The organism is Streptococcus sp. SM3, from assembly GCF_027497875.1.
The window spans coordinates 1-16790 of sequence record NZ_JAJNSA010000004.1 but is presented as its reverse complement, the minus strand read 5'-3'; the positions used below and the strand labels follow the sequence as shown (position 1 = coordinate 16790).

Genomic DNA, 16790 nt, shown 5'->3' with positions numbered 1-16790 from the left:
AAGATAAATCCCTTGGAATATAAGTTTCTAAGGGATTTTCTTTGTATAAAATTGTATAGTGTTATTGTCTATCCTATTTTGTAGAGAAAGCAAAAATCCCTAAAAAATGTTTAGGGATTCGATTATTTCATTAAGAACAATTCAACAATCATCTCGATATACATGACAAGGGTTAATAAGAATCCTGCTCGCCAGAAGAATTTGATGAATTTAGGATAGTAAAAGCTGCGTTTTTTCAAAAGAAAGAAAAAAACGAGAATAATGGCTAGGAGTGAGAGGGCTAGGCCCAGTCTAGGGAGGAAATTATGGGTAAAGGTTTTAGCTGTGATTAGGTAGTACTCAAATACCAAGACTGGAAAAGCCAAATCCGCAAAGTTTCGTCCTAGTTTTTTTAATCTAAAAAGTTTGGTTATGATAATGCAGACGACTAAGGTCAGTATCAATAATAAAATAGATGCTAATTTCATTAAAATCATACCCATATTGTATCATAAAAAATCGCTAAAGGAAACGAGAAACAGAGGAATTTATAGGAAAGTCAGGCTTTTGAGATTGTGGGTGTTTTTTGTTATAATGAAAGTTATGAAATCTTATAACACCTTGAATGATTATTATCGAAAACTCTTTGGAGAAAAGACTTTTAAAGTCCCTATTGATGCGGGGTTTGACTGTCCCAATCGTGATGGGACTGTGGCTCATGGAGGCTGTACTTTTTGTACGGTTTCAGGTTCTGGAGATGCTATCGTAGCACCGGATGCGCCTATCCGTGAGCAATTTTATAAGGAAATTGACTTTATGCACCGTAAGTGGCCGGATGTTCAGAAATATCTGGTTTATTTTCAAAATTTTACCAACACCCATGAAAAGGTGGAAGTGATTCGGGAGCGATATGAACAGGCTATCAGCGAGCCAGGTGTGGTAGGAATCAATATTGGAACGCGCCCAGACTGTTTACCAGACGAAACTATCGAGTATTTGGCTGAGTTGTCGGAACGCATGCATGTGACGGTTGAATTGGGCTTGCAGACCACTTATGAAGCAACCTCTGATCTGATTAACCGTGCCCACTCCTATGAATTGTACGTGGAAACGGTCAAGCGTTTGAGAAAGTATCCCAAGATTGAGATAGTTTCCCATTTGATCAATGGCTTGCCTGGTGAAACCCATGAGATGATGATTGAAAATGTCCGCCGCTGTGTCACGGATAACGATATTCAAGGGATTAAACTGCATTTGCTCCATCTTATGACCAATACTCGTATGCAACGAGATTATCACGAAGGACGCTTGCAGTTGATGAGTCAGGACGAATATGTAAAGGTCATCTGCGACCAACTGGAAATCATTCCCAAGCATATCGTTATCCATCGAATCACAGGAGATGCACCTAGGGATATGCTGATTGGGCCTATGTGGAGCCTCAATAAATGGGAAGTGCTAAATGCTATTGAAACTGAAATGCGACGTCGTGGAAGTGTTCAAGGATGCAAGGCTGTAAAACAGGAGTTTGAAAATGAAAAGACCACTTGAAATGGCACATGATTTTTTGGCTGAGGTTGTAACTCAAGATGATATCGTAGTGGATGCGACCATGGGAAATGGTCATGACACGCTTTTTCTAGCCAAGCTAGCTAAGCAAGTCTATGCCTTTGATATTCAGGAGCAAGCCTTGGAAAAGACCCAAGAGCGTTTGCATCAGGCTAGCCTGACAAATGCCCAATTAATCTTGCAAGGTCACGAGACACTGGACCAGTTTGTTACAGAAGCCAAGGCAGGGATTTTTAATCTGGGCTATCTGCCGTCAGCTGATAAGTCTGTCATCACCCAACCTCAGACAACGATTGAAGCATTAGAAAAGCTGTGTCATTTGCTTGTCAAAGGTGGACGGATTGCTATCATGATCTATTATGGTCATGAAGGAGGCGACCTAGAGAGGGATGCTGTCTTGGATTTTGTCAGCCAGTTGAACCAACAAGAGTACACAGCTGCCATTTACCGAACCCTGAACCAAGTCAACAACCCACCGTTTTTAGTGATGATTGAAAAATTAGAGAGATATAGACATGGATAAACAATACCTACGTGAAAAGCTGGATGCCATGCGCCAGAATTTTGTTGAGTCAACCCACCACGAACGAGCGGTGGGAGTGCTAGACCAAGCACATATGAGCAAAAAAATGCTTAAAATCAAGAAAAAATTAGTTGCTCTTGAAATGGAGCGGTGCCAGAGAAAAATTGAGCACAAGGATTGTTCCAAGATTGACCAAAAAATCAAAGAGCAGAAGGAGATATTTGAATCCTGTTGTAAAAAAGATTAAGGAGGAAGTGCGTGGAATTACTGATTTACCTCATCCTATTTTTACTGGTCTTGATTGTCTCGAGTACAACCAATAAACTCCTGCCCTTTTTGCCTCTCCCTTTGGTGCAAATTCTTTTGGGAATTGTGATTGGTCTCTTTTTACCCAATACCGACTTTCACCTCAATACAGAGTTGTTTTTGGCACTGGTTATTGGGCCCTTGCTTTTTCGAGAGTCGGAAGAAGCGGACATTACAGCTATTTTAAAACACTGGCGAATCATTGTTTATCTCATATTTCCAGTGATTTTCATCTCGACCCTGAGTTTGGGTGGCTTGGCCCATCTTCTTTGGCTCAGTCTTCCTTTGGCAGCTTGCTTGGCAGTTGGGGCAGCCCTTGGTCCTACGGACTTGGTGGCTTTTGCTTCTCTTTCGGAGCGTTTTAGCTTTCCTAAGCGCGTGTCCAATATTCTTAAAGGTGAAGGACTCTTGAATGATGCTTCTGGTTTGGTTGCCTTTCAGGTAGCTTTGACAGCTTGGACAACGGGAGCCTTTTCCCTTGGGCAAGCTAGCAGTTCGCTCATCTTTTCAATCCTAGGTGGTTTTTTGATTGGCTTTTTAACAGCCATGACCAATCGTTTCCTCCATAGCTTCTTGCTAAGTGTGAGAGCAACGGATATTGCTAGTGAGCTCCTTCTGGAATTGAGTTTGCCCTTGGTAACCTTCTTTCTGGCAGAAGAAGTCCACGTTTCAGGGATTATTGCCGTTGTAGTTGCTGGGATTTTAAAGGCAAGCCGTTTTAAGAAAATTACGCTCCTCGAAGCCCAAGTGGATACGGTGACCGAGACGGTTTGGCATACAGTGAATTTTATGCTAAACGGTTCTGTCTTTGTGATTTTAGGGATGGAGTTGGAAATGATAGCAGAGCCTATCTTGACCAATCCAATCTATAATCCCTTACTTTTATTGGGATCTCTTATAGCCCTTACCTTTGTCCTCTTTGCGATTCGTTTTGTCATGATTTATGGCTATTATGCCTATAGAACTAGACGTCTCAAGAAAAAGTTAAATAAGTATATGAAGGACATGCTTCTTTTGACCTTCTCAGGTGTCAAGGGAACGGTGTCGATTGCTACGATCCTTCTGATACCAAGTAATCTAGAACAGGAGTATCCTCTCTTGCTTTTCCTTGTCGCAGGTGTGACGCTTGTAAGCTTTTTAACAGGCCTCGTGGTCTTGCCTCATCTTTCTGATGAACAGGAAGAAAGCAAGGACTATCTCATGCATATAGCCATTTTGAATGAAGTGACGCTAGAGTTGGAAAAAGAGTTGGAAGAAACCAGAAATAAACTTCCCCTCTATGCAGCCATTGACAATTACCATGGACGTATTGAAAATCTTATCCTGAGTCAAGAAAATAAGGGGGCTCAAGAAGACTGGGAGGCCTTGAAACTTCTCATCCTCAGTATTGAAAGTGATGGTTTAGAACAGGCTTACGAAGAGGACAAGATGAGTGAGCGTGCCTATCGAGTCTACCAACGTTATTTGAAAAACATGGAACAAAGTATCAATCGCAAGTTTGCTTCACGATTGACCTATTATTTCCTTGTTTCCTTGCGGATCTTACGTTTTCTCCTTCACGAAGTCTTTACCTTTGGCAAGACCTTTCGCAGTTGGAAAAATGAAGAATCACAGAAACTCAGAGCCCTTGACTATGACCAAATTGCAGAGCTCTATCTAGAAAATACAGAGATGATTATCGAAAGTCTGGAGAACCTTAAAGGGGTTTATAAGAGTTCTTTGATCAGCTTCATGCAGGATTCTCGTCTCCGAGAAACAGCTATTATCACCAGTGGTGCCTTTGTCGAACGGGTTATTAATCGTGTTAAACCCAACAATATCGATGAAATGCTGAGAGGCTATTATCTGGAGCGCAAGCTGATTTTTGAATATGAAGAAAAACGATTGATTACGACCAAGTATGCCAAGAAGTTACGACAAAATGTAAATAATCTAGAGAACTATTCCTTGAAGGAAGCTGCCAATACCCTACCTTATGATATGATGGAATTGGTAAGAAGAAATTAATCAAGATTATAAGTGAAGGAGTGTGACATGAAAAAGTGGTGGAAAGAGCTGATAGATAAGCCTTTATTAAAAGCTTTTTTGCATTATTATCAAGCATCAGATAGTGAGTTGACCAGTGTCGCAGTAGCCTACTATTGGTTGATTTCGATTTTTCCCCTTCTTTTGGTGGTGGTCAATATCCTCCCTTATTTTCAGATTCCAGTTTCTAATTTTTTAAAGGTTGTCAATGAATTTTTGCCAGAAACCATGTATGATGTGGTTGCAAAGATTATTACAGAAGTGCTGACCCAACCTTCAACGGGTTTATTGAGTTTTGCGGTTTTGTCAGCCCTCTGGACCTTTTCAAAATCCATGAATTTCCTACAGAAAGCCTTTAATAAAGCTTACGGAGTAGCAAAAAATCGTGGAATGATTTCCCATCAGCTCATGAGTTTGTTTGTCAGTTTTGGCTTGCAGATTCTCTTTGCCTTAGCTCTGTTTTTGAGTGTCTTTGGTCGCATGCTTCTCAACCTTATCAAAAGTTACTGGAAATCGGATAGTCTTCTCTTTGATTATCTGCAAGATCTAACAGGTCCCTTGGTCTATGCTTTGATTTTTGCTATCTTGGTCATGCTTTATTATTTTCTGCCTAATGTCAAGATCCGACGGATTCGCTCTGTATTACCAGGTAGTGCCTTTGTCTTATTGACTCTGGCCTTACTGCTCAATATCTTTTCAGTCTATGTCAACAATTATGTCAATCACCTAGTGGACGTGCGTTTTTTCAGTTCCGTCGTCGTGGTGGTCATGATGTTCTGGTTTATTCTCATCGCTAAGATTTTGATTGTCGGTGCGGTGATCAATGCCAGTGTTCAGAGTTTGAAAGATCCGAGCTTGAGAATAAATTAACTCAATTTTTATCCATAACAAAACGCATACTATCAGGTTTTAAAACCTTGATAATATGCGCTTTTTTGATTATGAAAATTAATAGATAAACATGGCATCACCGAAACTAAAGAAGCGGTAGTGTTCTTGAATGGCATGGTGATAAGCGTCTAAGACTAATTCACGGCCTGCAAAAGCAGAAACCAACATGACCAGAGTTGATTTTGGCAGGTGGAAGTTGGTTGAGAAGGCATCCACGACCTTCCACTCATACCCAGGTTTGATAAAGATATTGGTCCAGCCAGAATCTGCTTGGATTTGCCCCTCAAACTTGGAACCAATAGTCTCCAAGGTGCGGATAGAAGTGGTTCCGACAGCGATGACACGGCCTCCATTTTCCTTAACAGATCGAAGGGTGGCAGCTGCTTCTTCAGAAAGTTGGTAGAATTCTGAGTGCATTTCATGTTCGTCCAGATTGTCAACAGAAACTGGTCTAAAGGTTCCGAGCCCGACATGAAGAGTCAGATAGACCAGATGAACTCCTTTAGCTTGGATTTCTGCCAGCAGTTCTTTGGTGAAGTGCAGTCCAGCAGTTGGTGCAGCAGCAGAGCCACTTTCCTTAGCGTAAACGGTTTGATAACGTTCACGGTCATCCAGTTTTTCGTGAATATAAGGTGGCAGAGGCATTTCACCCAGACTTTCCAAAACTTCTAGGAAAATTCCTTGGTATTCAAAGCGGACAATGCGGCCCCCGTGGGTCAATTCTTCCGTAACGACAGCGCTGAGGCGACCATCACCAAAGCTAACACGAGTGCCAACCTTGAGGCGTTTGGCAGGTTTAGCCAGAACTTCCCACTCATCTCCACTAGTATTTTTAAGCAGGAGAAGTTCCACATGACCTCCAGTTTCTTCCTTTTGACCATAGAGGCGGGCAGGGAGAACGCGGGTATCGTTCATGACAAGGGCGTCACCAGGTTCCAGCATATCAATAATAGAGTGGAAGTGTTTATCCTGCATTTCTCCAGTCTCACGGTTGACAATGAGGAGTTTAGAAGCATCCCGTTTTTCAAGGGGCGTTTGGGCAATCAATTCCTCGGGTAAGTGGAAATCAAAATCAGCTGTATTCATATATCTGTTCATTCTTTCTAAGTTCTAATCTTATCCATTATAACATGTTTCAAGTTTGGACGCTCTTTTTTTGAAAATTAAATCGTTTTCACTTGACAAAAATTGGTCTATACCATATAATAAATATAGATTGAAACGGAGGATAAAAAGATGAAAGTTATTAAAGTTGAAAACCAAATCGAAGGTGGAAAAGTTGCTTTTGAGATTTTGAAGGAAAAATTGGCCAATGGAGCTCAAACACTAGGACTTGCGACAGGAAGTAGCCCACTTGAATTTTACAAGGAAATTGTTGAGAGTGACCTTGATTTTTCAAATCTAACCAGTGTCAACCTTGATGAGTATGTAGGACTTGATGGAGACAATCCACAGTCTTACCGTTACTTCATGCAAGAAAATTTGTTCAACCAAAAACCATTTAAAGAAAGTTTCTTACCTCGTGGAGTTAAGGACCATGCTGAAGCTGAAGTTGAACGCTACAACCAAATTTTGGCTGAGCATCCAGTTGACCTCCAAATCTTGGGAATCGGTCGCAATGGACATATCGGATTTAATGAACCTGGTACTCCATTTGACAGTCAAACGCATCTAGTAGAGCTTGACCAGTCTACTATTGAAGCCAATGCTCGCTTCTTTGACAAGATTGAAGACGTTCCAACTCAAGCCATTTCAATGGGAATTAAAAATATCTTGGATGCCAAGTCAATCCTTCTCTTTGCTTACGGTGAGTCGAAAGCAGAAGCCATTGCCGGAACAGTGTCTGGCCCAGTGACTGAGAATCTCCCAGCAAGTAGCCTCCAAAATCACCCTGATGTGACGATCATCGCAGATGCTGAAGCGCTCAGCTTACTTGAAAAATAAATTCAGAACCACTTGCTCTGTGTAGTGAGTTGCTTTAGACATATAAAACTTCAACATTACGTTAGGGGACACATGAATAAAGAAGAATTTCTAAAAATAAAAGAAGCATATAAGAGAGCTAGGCTAGAAGAGAAAAATAAAATAAAATACTTTCTTTTAAGCAAGAGAGATAGTGATGGAAACTTAATTTTTTTAAAAGAGAAAGATGGTACTGATACATTTGTAAAGACAAGAGGGGGAAGAGGGAGGTCAAATTACTCATCAGGAGGTACTTTATCTAGACCGTATGATTTATCAAATCACATGTATATTGATTTGTCTTATAAAGGAAATGAAATCTTAATCTCTTTACAGTCTTTTGATATTGATCCAAATAAAAAAGGAAAAAAAAATCTTCATGTCTTATATGATAGGATAGGTATTATGTTTGAAAAAGACGGCAAAATTTTGTTGCCAGATAATAAATCTGAAGTCAGTGATGCTTTTCTTAAAATGGAAACAACAAACTGGGAATTACCTTTATCTGAAGCAGATATGGAGGAGATGGTGAACTATATTATTAATCATTATGAAGAATAAAAAACTTAGTTTCCTCTTGACAATTATTCCTTTTACGTGTAAAATAGAATAGATCTTGAACTTGAAGGGAGTGAAAAAAATGTCTAAAACAGTAGTACGTAAGAATGAATCTCTTGACGACGCACTTCGTCGTTTCAAACGTGCGGTTACTAAAGCTGGTACTCTTCAAGAAACACGCAAACGTGAATTCTATGAAAAACCTTCTGTAAAACGTAAACGTAAATCAGAAGCAGCTCGTAAACGTAAAAAATTCTAATTAGAAATGAAAGGCTAGAGAAATCTAGTCTTTTTCTTTTAAATAAATACTACAAAGCCTGCAAAAATCTCAAATATCCTCCTACAATTTGATATAATAGAGAGAAGAACTCATTTGAAGGAGGAAATGATGTCGGTTTTAGTAAAAGAAGTGATTGAAAAGCTTAGACTAGACATTGTCTATGGCGAACCAGAATTACTTGAAAAGGAAATTAATACTGCGGACATTACGCGACCTGGTCTTGAAATGACAGGCTATTTTGACTACTACACGCCAGAGCGAATCCAGCTCTTGGGAATGAAGGAGTGGTCCTATCTCGTTTCGATGTCCTCTCACAACCGTTACCAAGTCTTGAAAAAAATGTTTCTACCTGAGACACCTGCGGTCATTGTTGCTCGTGGTTTGGTAGTTCCAGAGGAGATGCTAAAGGCAGCCAGAGAATGTAAGATTGCCATTTTAACCAGTCGTACAGCTACTAGTCGTTTGTCTGGAGAGTTATCTAGTTATCTGGATTCTCGTTTGGCAGAACGGACCAGTGTGCATGGTGTCTTGATGGATATCTATGGAATGGGTGTCTTGATTCAGGGAGATAGTGGTATCGGTAAGAGTGAGACAGGTTTAGAGCTTGTCAAACGTGGTCACCGCTTGGTAGCTGATGACCGTGTCGATATCTTTGCCAAGGATGAGATTACTCTTTGGGGTGAACCAGCTGAAATCTTGAAACACTTGATTGAAATTCGTGGTGTTGGGATTATCGATGTTATGAGTCTCTACGGTGCGAGTGCGGTCAAGGATTCTTCACAAGTCCAGCTAGCCGTTTACCTGGAAAATTACGATACGCATAAGACTTTTGATCGTCTTGGAAACAATGCCGAGGAAATAGAAATTTCTGGCGTAGGCATTCCTCGTATCCGCATTCCAGTTAAAACTGGTCGTAATATCTCTGTCGTGATTGAGGCTGCTGCCATGAATTATCGTGCCAAGGAAATGGGCTTTGATGCGACACGTTTGTTCGAAGAACGCTTGACAAATCTCATTGCTCAAAACGAGGTGCCTAATGCTTGATCCAATTGCTATTCATCTAGGGCCTCTAGCTATTCGATGGTATGCCTTATGTATTGTGACAGGCTTGATTTTGGCGGTTTATTTGACCATGAAAGAAGCACCTAGAAAGAAGATCATACCAGACGATATTTTAGATTTCATCTTGATAGCCTTTCCCTTGGCTATTTTAGGAGCTCGTCTCTACTATGTCATTTTCCGTTTTGATTACTATAGTCAGAATTTGGGAGAGATTTTTGCCATTTGGAATGGTGGTTTGGCCATTTACGGTGGTTTGATAACTGGGGCTCTTGTACTCTATATTTTTGCTGATCGTAAACTCATCAATACTTGGGATTTTCTAGATATTGCGGCGCCTAGCGTCATGATTGCCCAAAGTTTGGGTCGCTGGGGCAATTTCTTTAACCAAGAAGCCTATGGTGCAGCAGTGGATAATCTGGATTATCTACCTGGCTTTATCCGTGACCAGATGTATATTGAGGGGAGCTACCGTCAGCCGACCTTCCTTTATGAGTCTTTATGGAATCTGCTTGGCTTTGCCTTGATTCTGATTTTTAGACGAAAATGGAAGAGCCTCAGACGAGGTCATATCACTGCCTTCTACTTGATTTGGTATGGTTTTGGTCGCATGGTTATTGAAGGCATGCGGACAGATAGCCTCATGTTCTTTGGTCTTCGAGTGTCTCAATGGCTTTCAGTTGTTCTTATCGGACTGGGTATTTTTATCATTCTATATCAAAATCGAAAGAAGGCCCCTTACTATATTTCAGAGGAGAAAAACTAAATGTTAGAAGTTGCATATATTCTTGTAGCCCTTGCTTTGATTGTATTTTTAGTGTATTTAATCATTACTGTACAAAAGCTTGGACGTGTTATCGATGAAACAGAGAAGACGATTAAAACCTTAACTTTAGATGTGGATGTGACCTTGCATCATACCAATGAATTGCTGGCTAAGGTCAATGTCTTGGCAGATGATATCAATGTCAAGGTAGCAACGATTGATCCACTCTTTAGTGCAGTTGCAGATTTATCTCTATCTGTTTCAGACCTCAATGACCATGCGCGTGTCTTGAGCAAGAAAGCTTCATCAGCTGGTTCAAAAACACTTAAGACTGGTGCAAGTCTGTCAGCTCTACGTGTCGCAAGTAAATTTTTCAAAAAATAAAAAAGGAGAATTCTTATGGGTAAACTATCCTCAATCCTTTTAGGAACCGTTTCAGGTGCAGCTCTTGCCTTGTTTTTAACAAGCGACAAGGGCAAACAAGTTTGCAGTCAGGCTCAAGATTTTCTAGATGATTTGAGAGAAGATCCTGAATATGCTAAGGAGCAGGTCTGTGAAAAACTGACAGAAGTCAAGGAGCAGGCTACAGATTTTGTTCTTAAAACCAAAGAACAGGTTGAGTCAGGTGAAATCACTGTGGACAGCGTACTTGCTCAAGCCAAATCATGTGCTCGTCAAGCGACAGAAGCATCAAAAAATCGATTCAATAATCTCAAGGAGCAATGGCAAGAAAAGGCCGAAACTCTTGATGAATCAGAAGAGATTGTTATTGACATAACAGAAGAATAAATTTAGCTATATTCTCTTTTCACCTTATGTGAATGATGATAATCATTTTTAAGATAGTAATCACATTAAGATTACTGTCTTATTTTTTTGCAATCAAAATGCTCTATCATTTATATGGATGTTTCATTTTAATATAGTATCGGCTTTCGTAATCAGGAAAATGCTCCCTTGGACGTCCAATTTGACCCCAATAATCTTTTGAAGTCAGACACCTATATTTTAGATGTTATCAACAATTAGTATTTGGCTACTTTAGCAGAATTAAATTCAGAAGGGAGGGAACCTCTCTTTTTGATGTCTAAAATACTTTTTCACATTTGAGTTGATATTTATATACTTTAAAAGTAAGGCAAACGAAGCTATTTTTACAAAGATATTCTTTAGGTTCTTCTATAATATAGGGTAGGCATCCCTTAGATAAATTGGTTTTAAATTTTTGTATATTTTCAAATATTTAAAATATTTTGGGGATTTAATGGTAATGTATTGAATTTTAAAGGACAATCTGTTATCATAAAATTGTATCCAAGGTACAAAATAACTGGTATAAACAATATGTACTTAAAATACAGATTGTTTATGCTTAAGAAAACTATATGTAGCGTTTTTTTACGTATGTTTATAAGAAAAAATGCTATATCAACAGAGAAAATATGGAGATTGTAAATCATGTGGAATAAGCAACAAGATTGCAGGGCGGAGAAAGAGCTTCGTTATAGTATTCGTAAATATAAGTTCGGTGCGGCATCGGTAGCTATAGCAGCACTGATGTTTTTAGGAGCACACGTAGCAAGTGCAGATACTATAAATGGTAAAAATCAATCTACTGCCGATTTAGTGAAAGCAAAAGATGAGTCACTGCAAGATGGGACTGATAAGCCTGAAAATGTTGAGGAAAGTAAGGAAACTGCTGAAAATAAAGTAGATGTCGAACTTAATCCTGTAAAACATGAAAAACCAACTACTACTGAAAGCCTTCTTAAAACAGCTGATAAATCGCAGTTAAGAACAGTTTTGGAAGAACTAAATGGTCTTCTTTCAACTCCATTAAATCTTGATAGTTCCCTTCTCTCTTCGATTAAAGATAGAGTTCAAAGAGGGCAAGCTATACTTAGTAGTGCCGATGCAGTCCAAAAAGATGTAGATGAATTGGCATCACTCTTAAAGAGCGATGTAGCAACTTTATCACAAGCAAATAAAGAGACCAACAGGCCTAAGGAAGAGTTGGCTAATGATAAAACAGAGCCAACAGAGTCAGAAGCTAAGAAAAAATCGGATGAATCATCAAATAAGGAAAATGAAGTCCCTACAAATAAAAATGATTCTTTAAAGCTATCTCTTGAACAATTAAAAGCAGCACTTCTTGAATTACCTGATCATGAGACTACTAAAGAAGTATTAGAAAAAGCTAATGATGTCATTTCCCTTGCTCAAGGAGCGGTATCTAATACTGGAGTAACGACTAGTGAACTTGAGGATTTGAACAAGCGTGTTAAGAGAACTTTTAACTCTGTTAAAATTGCTACCATGCGTTTGAATTCGGGTTCTCATGATCCACGTAATGGACAGAGTATTCCTCGAGGAATACAGTTTAGAGCTTATACACCAATTAGTTCTTCTGGGGCGTTAAAGAACGTTAAATACTATGCATCGGTCGATCCGAAAGATAACGGAGGACGAAAAACAAGAAATAATGAACCTGAATTTACAGAAAATAAGACAGTAATTAAAGCAGCTTATGAGCAAAACAGTTCAGGTAAATGGATGGTCTATGATATTTTCTTCAATAATGATGGAAGAGCTATGGTAGAACAATCTTATGGTCAGCATTATTATTTTCAACCTCCGTTCAATATCATGGATGGTTCTAATAGAGTAGAAAATTTAACTATTACTCGTTATCGAAATGTTGGTGGAAGAAGGCTTTCTGATGGAGGCAGTGGATTTGAAAAGGTTGGAAATACAATTGTAATTTCGAATCCTTGGCAACAGAAGGATAAGATCTTTGATGGTGATAGAAGATCTCTATATGATCCAAACTCAGGAGTAAGTCGTTCCAATCAAAAACCCCAAGTGTTTAAAAATAACCAAGACGATTCTGACTTAGATAAGATTGTAAGAAAAACAGATGGGAATTATACTGGTGGGGTAAGTTATACTCTTGGAATGGAAGTAGGTAAGGTAAGCACACCTTATGCGATACATATGACAGCTAGAGTGAAATTGAAGGATAATGTAACAGAAAAAGATGCAGCTAATGGTAATGTATATGCAGCGTCTGTGACATCTGCGCGAAATACTAATCAATCATATATTGTAGGTTCGCTAGGAACAAGTTTAGCACCAAGAGATACGACACCACCAACTATTAATGCCAACGGAGCAACAGTAACGAAAAAAGAAGCAATCACACCAATTCCGGTAACAGCTGTAGATAATACAGGTGGAGTAGGAATGCGTCCAAACAATCCGATTGAAGTAACTGGATTACCACAAGGATTAACATTTGCAAATGGTAAGATTACTGGGACACCGACAGGACCTGTAGGCAATAGTACAGTAACTATTAAAGCCTATGATAAAAATGGAAACAAAGCTGAAAAAACAATTACCATTACAGTAAAAGATCAAGCGTCTAAGTACAATCCGACAGGAGAAACGTTAACAGTAAACCAAGGGCAAACGATTACTGATGATGCAGTCAAAGCAAAAGTGAAGAACTATGCACCTGGCTCACTTACTGTTTTAAGTAAACCATCAACAGCTAAGCCAGGAAACGTAGGGAATGCGGTAGTAAAAGTAACATATCCAGATGGATCGACTGAAAATGTAAATGTACCAGTTACAGTACTAGAAGCACCAGATAACCAACCACCTACATTAGCAATCTCACCAGCTAACCAAACAGTAGTAGAAGGTGAAAAAGTAACCTTTACAGTAACAGCAAAAGATAATAAAGTTGTTACTATCGACGGTAAAGATTTCACTACAAAATATGGTAATAGACTTCTGTCTGGTAAAGCAACAAATACTAATGTAAAAATTACTGATACTGAAAAAGTAACTACAATTACTATTACAACAACTGCAGAAGATGTTGGTAAAACAAATACGATTACTTTCAATGCTAGTGACAATGCTGGTAACAAAGCTAAGCCAGTAACATTTACATTCAATGTAACACCACGTGATACTAAAAAACCAGAAGCGACGTTAAATGGAGTTCGTTTGACAGAAACAGCTAATTCACCAATCTTTACTGTTTATCGAGGGGCAACATTTAACCCAGAACTAAAAGTATGGGATAATTCTGGTGTAATTTCTAAAGTAACAACAGGAAATCTTCCATATGGAATAACAGCATCTACATTTACAGCTCAAACAGGTAAAACTGAAAAAACACCATACACAACACGTTTATCTTCAGGTACAGTATTGAATACTCAAACGCTAGGAGACCACATAGGAACTCTTCATGTAGAAGGAAGTAGTGCTACAGATAGTCGTGATTTAAAATTCAAATATCGCGTAGTTGATATCGAATCAAAAAATCTAGAAAATGGTGTAGCAAAAGTACCAGTAGGTTCGACATTGAATGTAGCAAACAGTGGTAAAAATATTGATGCACATAACTATCTAAAAGTAGTAGACAGTAAAGACTTGGCAGATCGTGGAAATAATTATTTACCAAGCGGTATGACGTGGACATGGAAACAAGGGGATAAATTAGAACCTGGAACAACACTAGATAATTCAGGTAAATATACTCGAAATGCAACAGCAATATTCCCAACTAGTGTTTCAGATGTCAATAGCACAACTAGAAAAACATTTGCACCGACAGAAATCAAACGCCCGGTAGTTTTAGCAGTAACACCAACAGCGCCAAGTGTAGTAGCTAATGAAAACGGAACTGTTACAATAACGCCACCAACACGTCCTAATAGCACAACACCACAGGACATAGATACTATTACACTTACTTACACACCAACAGGTAAGACAACTCCAGAAACTGTAACAGTTACAAAATCAGGAAATAATTGGACAGTAAACGGCAAGACAACAGATAAAGTATCGGTAACACCTGCAGGAGTTGTAACAATTTCTGATCCTGAGGTAGCGGATGGTAAAGAGGTAACGGCAAAAGTATCTAAGAGAATTGATAATAATTTAACTCTTGAAAGTCCAATAGCAAAAGAAATAGCAAAAGGTGCAAAACCACAAACGCCAGTAGTAACAGCAAAAGATAATGGAGAAGTAACAGCAAAACCACAAGATCCAGCAAAAGTAGATAAGATTACTGTTAGCTATATAGGGGAAGATAACCAACCACAAACAGCTGTAGGAAAGAAAGATCCTAAAGGAAACTGGACAGTAGATAAACCAGAAGTACGAATTAATCCTAAAACAGGGGAAATTACAATTCCAGAAAATAAAGTAAAAGACGGAACGGAAGTAACAGTAGTTACGAAAAATGGAAATAGTACTGATTCAGATCCAGCAAAAGCAGTTGCAAAAGATGCTCAAAAACCAGAAGCAACGCTAAATGGAGTTCGTTTAACAGAAAATGCAAATACACCAATATTTACAGTTTATCGAGGAGCTACATTTAACCCAGAACTAAAAGTATGGGATAACACTGGTATAATTTCTAAAGTAGAAGTTAAAGAAGGGCTTCCAAAAGGAGTAACTTCATCAACATTTACGTCTCAAACAGGAAAAACTCAAGCAAATCCATATGCAACTCGTTTATCTTCAGGTACTGTATTGAATACTGAAACTTTAGGAGTACATGAATCAACTCTTCACGTAGAAGGAAGTAGTGCTACAGATAGCCGTGATTTCAAATTCAAGTACCGTGTAGTTGATATTGAAACAAGAAATCTAGAAAACGGTATAGCAAAAGTACCAGTAGGTTCAACATTGAATGTAGCAAACAGTGATAAAAACATTGATGCTCATAAGTACCTTAAAGTTGTAGATAGTGAAGATAAAGCAGATAAAGGGAACAATTATTTACCAAGTGGTATGACGTGGACATGGAAACAAGGTGATAAATTAGATCCAGGAACAACACTAGATAATTCAGGGAAATATACTCGAAATGCAACAGCAATATTCCCAGATACTAGTAAAAATTCTATTACAGATGTTAATAGTACGACTAGAACAACATTTGCACCGACAGAAATCAAACGTCAAGTAGTGTTAGCAATAACACCAACAGTACCTAGCATAGTAGGTAATGAGGATGGAAGTGCAACAATAACACCACCAACACGTCCTAACAGCACAAATCCACAAGATATAGATACTATTACAATTACTTACACACCAACAGGTAAAACAACACCAGAAACTGTAACAGTTACAAAATCAGGAAATAATTGGACAGTAAATGGTAAGTCAGCTGATAAAGTATCAGTAACGCCTGCAGGAGTTGTAACAATTTCTGATGCTGAAGTTGCAGATAAAACAGATATAACTGCAAAAGTATCTAAGAAAATTGATAATAATTTAACACTTGAGAGTCCTGTAGCTAGAGGAACAGCAAATGGACCTTTAGCTGCTGAGGTTACAAACCCAGCACCAGTTCCGGAAAAAGCACTAATTACACCAGTTATAGTTGTGACACCTAACAAACCAGGTTCAAGCATTACAACAGACAAACCAGTAAACGGTTTAACAGTAGATGATGAAGGTAAACTTAAAGGAACACCAACAGTAGACAATTGGGAACCAAAAGAAGAAGAACGTATAGTAGAGATTCCGGTTAAAGTTACAAATGGTGGCGAGACAGTTACTGTGAAAGTTCCAGTTCCAATCCAACGCGATACAGATGGAGATGGTATTCCAGATAAAGAAGATTCAGATGATGATAACGATGGAATTCCAGATACAGAAGATGCAAATCCAAAAATAGCGGATAAATTAACAGGAATAGTAACAGAAACAACTGTACCAGAAAAAACACCAGTACCAGCAAATACTAAGGTAATAACACCAAACAAACCAGGAACAACGATTACAGTAGATAGTCCAGTAAATGGTTTAACAGTGGATAACGGTGGAAATCTAGT

Annotated in this window: 14 protein-coding genes and 2 pseudogenes; 14 read left to right on the top strand and 2 right to left on the bottom strand. The window is 38.7% G+C overall.

Annotation, left to right across the window (positions count from 1 at the left end; genetic code table 11):
• Positions 1–122 precede the first annotated feature (122 nt).
• Complete coding sequence (locus tag PAN06_RS01365) at positions 123–482, bottom strand: DUF3397 family protein (protein ID WP_020902455.1); 360 nt, start codon at positions 480–482, stop codon at positions 123–125.
• Between the two features lie 91 nt (positions 483–573).
• Here PAN06_RS01365 and PAN06_RS01360 point away from each other — a divergent pair, with 91 nt between their 5' ends.
• The 5 genes from PAN06_RS01360 to PAN06_RS01340 are packed head-to-tail and all read left to right on the top strand — an operon-like array spanning position 574 to position 5272.
• A complete protein-coding gene (locus tag PAN06_RS01360; RefSeq protein ID WP_269795374.1) occupies positions 574–1530 on the top strand; it encodes a TIGR01212 family radical SAM protein in 957 nt (318 codons plus the stop codon).
• Entirely contained in the window at positions 1514–2071 is a 558-nt protein-coding gene (locus PAN06_RS01355) for a class I SAM-dependent methyltransferase (RefSeq protein ID WP_269795373.1), read from the top strand. Before PAN06_RS01360 ends, PAN06_RS01355 begins: the two co-directional genes overlap by 17 nt.
• Positions 2064–2318, top strand: a complete 255-nt coding sequence (locus PAN06_RS01350) for a hypothetical protein (RefSeq protein ID WP_000361085.1) — start codon at positions 2064–2066, stop codon at positions 2316–2318. The genes PAN06_RS01355 and PAN06_RS01350 overlap by 8 nt, the downstream gene beginning before the upstream one ends.
• An 11-nt stretch (positions 2319–2329) precedes the next feature.
• Positions 2330–4384: a sodium:proton antiporter gene (locus PAN06_RS01345; protein WP_269795372.1), complete on the top strand. Its 2055-nt coding sequence runs from the start codon at positions 2330–2332 to the stop codon at positions 4382–4384.
• Positions 4385–4411: 27 nt separating this feature from the next.
• Entirely contained in the window at positions 4412–5272 is an 861-nt protein-coding gene (locus tag PAN06_RS01340) for a YihY/virulence factor BrkB family protein (protein ID WP_269795371.1), read from the top strand.
• Between the two features lie 78 nt (positions 5273–5350).
• Here the strand turns inward: PAN06_RS01340 and queA are convergent, their stop codons facing one another.
• Entirely contained in the window at positions 5351–6379 is a 1029-nt protein-coding gene (gene queA, locus PAN06_RS01335; protein WP_004269929.1) for a tRNA preQ1(34) S-adenosylmethionine ribosyltransferase-isomerase QueA, read from the bottom strand.
• Between the two features lie 150 nt (positions 6380–6529).
• On the opposite strand from queA, the gene PAN06_RS01330 reads away from it, so the two are divergent.
• The 9 genes and pseudogenes from PAN06_RS01330 to PAN06_RS01290 form a co-directional block, all read left to right on the top strand.
• Complete coding sequence (locus tag PAN06_RS01330; RefSeq protein WP_269795370.1) at positions 6530–7237, top strand: glucosamine-6-phosphate deaminase; 708 nt, start codon at positions 6530–6532, stop codon at positions 7235–7237.
• A gap of 72 nt (positions 7238–7309) precedes the next feature.
• Positions 7310–7816: a hypothetical protein gene (locus tag PAN06_RS01325; protein ID WP_269795369.1), complete on the top strand. Its 507-nt coding sequence runs from the start codon at positions 7310–7312 to the stop codon at positions 7814–7816.
• Positions 7817–7895: 79 nt separating this feature from the next.
• Complete coding sequence (rpsU, locus tag PAN06_RS01320; protein ID WP_000048054.1) at positions 7896–8072, top strand: 30S ribosomal protein S21; 177 nt, start codon at positions 7896–7898, stop codon at positions 8070–8072.
• A 129-nt stretch (positions 8073–8201) separates the two neighbouring features.
• A complete protein-coding gene (gene hprK / locus PAN06_RS01315) occupies positions 8202–9137 on the top strand; it encodes an HPr(Ser) kinase/phosphatase (RefSeq protein ID WP_000115152.1) in 936 nt (311 codons plus the stop codon).
• Positions 9130–9918 carry a prolipoprotein diacylglyceryl transferase gene (gene lgt, locus PAN06_RS01310; RefSeq protein WP_269795368.1) on the top strand — a complete coding sequence of 263 codons (789 nt, stop codon included), beginning with the start codon at positions 9130–9132 and terminating at the stop codon, positions 9916–9918. The genes hprK and lgt overlap by 8 nt, the downstream gene beginning before the upstream one ends.
• Positions 9919–10345: pseudogene (locus PAN06_RS01305) on the top strand (DUF948 domain-containing protein).
• A complete protein-coding gene (locus PAN06_RS01300; protein WP_125409424.1) occupies positions 10318–10707 on the top strand; it encodes a YtxH domain-containing protein in 390 nt (129 codons plus the stop codon). The pseudogene PAN06_RS01305 and the gene PAN06_RS01300 overlap by 28 nt, the downstream one beginning before the upstream one ends.
• Positions 10708–10845: 138 nt before the next feature.
• Positions 10846–10947, top strand: a pseudogene (locus PAN06_RS01295) (TrkA family potassium uptake protein); the annotation flags it as partial.
• A 429-nt stretch (positions 10948–11376) separates the two neighbouring features.
• On the top strand, positions 11377–16790 hold a 5414-nt coding region (locus tag PAN06_RS01290; RefSeq protein ID WP_269795367.1), incomplete at its 3' end, for a sialoglycan-binding domain-containing protein.

Bases quoted from the DNA above. Each gene is read 5' to 3' on its own strand.
- queA (WP_004269929.1), bottom strand. From the start codon at position 6,379: ATGAATACAGCTGATTTTGATTTCCACTTACCCGAGGAATTGATTGCC.
- PAN06_RS01300 (WP_125409424.1), top strand. From the start codon at position 10,318: ATGGGTAAACTATCCTCAATCCTTTTAGGAACCGTTTCAGGTGCAGCT.
- PAN06_RS01350 (WP_000361085.1), top strand. From the start codon at position 2,064: ATGGATAAACAATACCTACGTGAAAAGCTGGATGCCATGCGCCAGAAT.
- PAN06_RS01365 (WP_020902455.1), bottom strand. From the start codon at position 482: ATGGGTATGATTTTAATGAAATTAGCATCTATTTTATTATTGATACTG.
- hprK (WP_000115152.1), top strand. From the start codon at position 8,202: ATGTCGGTTTTAGTAAAAGAAGTGATTGAAAAGCTTAGACTAGACATT.
- PAN06_RS01325 (WP_269795369.1), top strand. From the start codon at position 7,310: ATGAATAAAGAAGAATTTCTAAAAATAAAAGAAGCATATAAGAGAGCT.
- PAN06_RS01355 (WP_269795373.1), top strand. From the start codon at position 1,514: ATGAAAAGACCACTTGAAATGGCACATGATTTTTTGGCTGAGGTTGTA.
- rpsU (WP_000048054.1), top strand. From the start codon at position 7,896: ATGTCTAAAACAGTAGTACGTAAGAATGAATCTCTTGACGACGCACTT.
- PAN06_RS01340 (WP_269795371.1), top strand. From the start codon at position 4,412: ATGAAAAAGTGGTGGAAAGAGCTGATAGATAAGCCTTTATTAAAAGCT.
- PAN06_RS01360 (WP_269795374.1), top strand. From the start codon at position 574: ATGAAAGTTATGAAATCTTATAACACCTTGAATGATTATTATCGAAAA.
- lgt (WP_269795368.1), top strand. From the start codon at position 9,130: ATGCTTGATCCAATTGCTATTCATCTAGGGCCTCTAGCTATTCGATGG.
- PAN06_RS01330 (WP_269795370.1), top strand. From the start codon at position 6,530: ATGAAAGTTATTAAAGTTGAAAACCAAATCGAAGGTGGAAAAGTTGCT.